The organism is Deinococcus pimensis DSM 21231, from assembly GCF_000519345.1.
GTDB lineage: Bacteria > Deinococcota > Deinococci > Deinococcales > Deinococcaceae > Deinococcus_A > Deinococcus_A pimensis.
In genome coordinates, this window is record NZ_KI912636.1 from 37,775 (window position 1) to 38,014 (window position 240).

1 pseudogene is annotated in these 240 nt (G+C 74.6%); it reads left to right on the top strand.

Going from position 1 to position 240, the window contains the following annotated elements:
• Nucleotides 1-11 precede the first annotated feature (11 nt).
• A pseudogene (locus DEIPI_RS39255) lies at nt 12-240 on the top strand (DinB family protein); the annotation flags it as partial.

Here is a 240-nt window from a genome sequence, read left to right on the forward strand (position 1 = left end):
TACGCTGCGGCATGACCACACCCACGAACCCGTCCGTGGCCGCCGCCTTCGTCGAGGGCTGGGCCTTCGTGCTGCGCGAGGCCGTCGAGGGCGGCCGTCCCGGCGAGGGCACCGCCTTCCTCGACCACACCAACGCCGACGGCAGCGGCAACAACGGCCTGCTCGCCACGCTGGACCGCTTCACCCCCGAGCAGGCCTCCGACCCCTCACCGCTCGGCCTGAGCGTCGCCGCGCACGCCG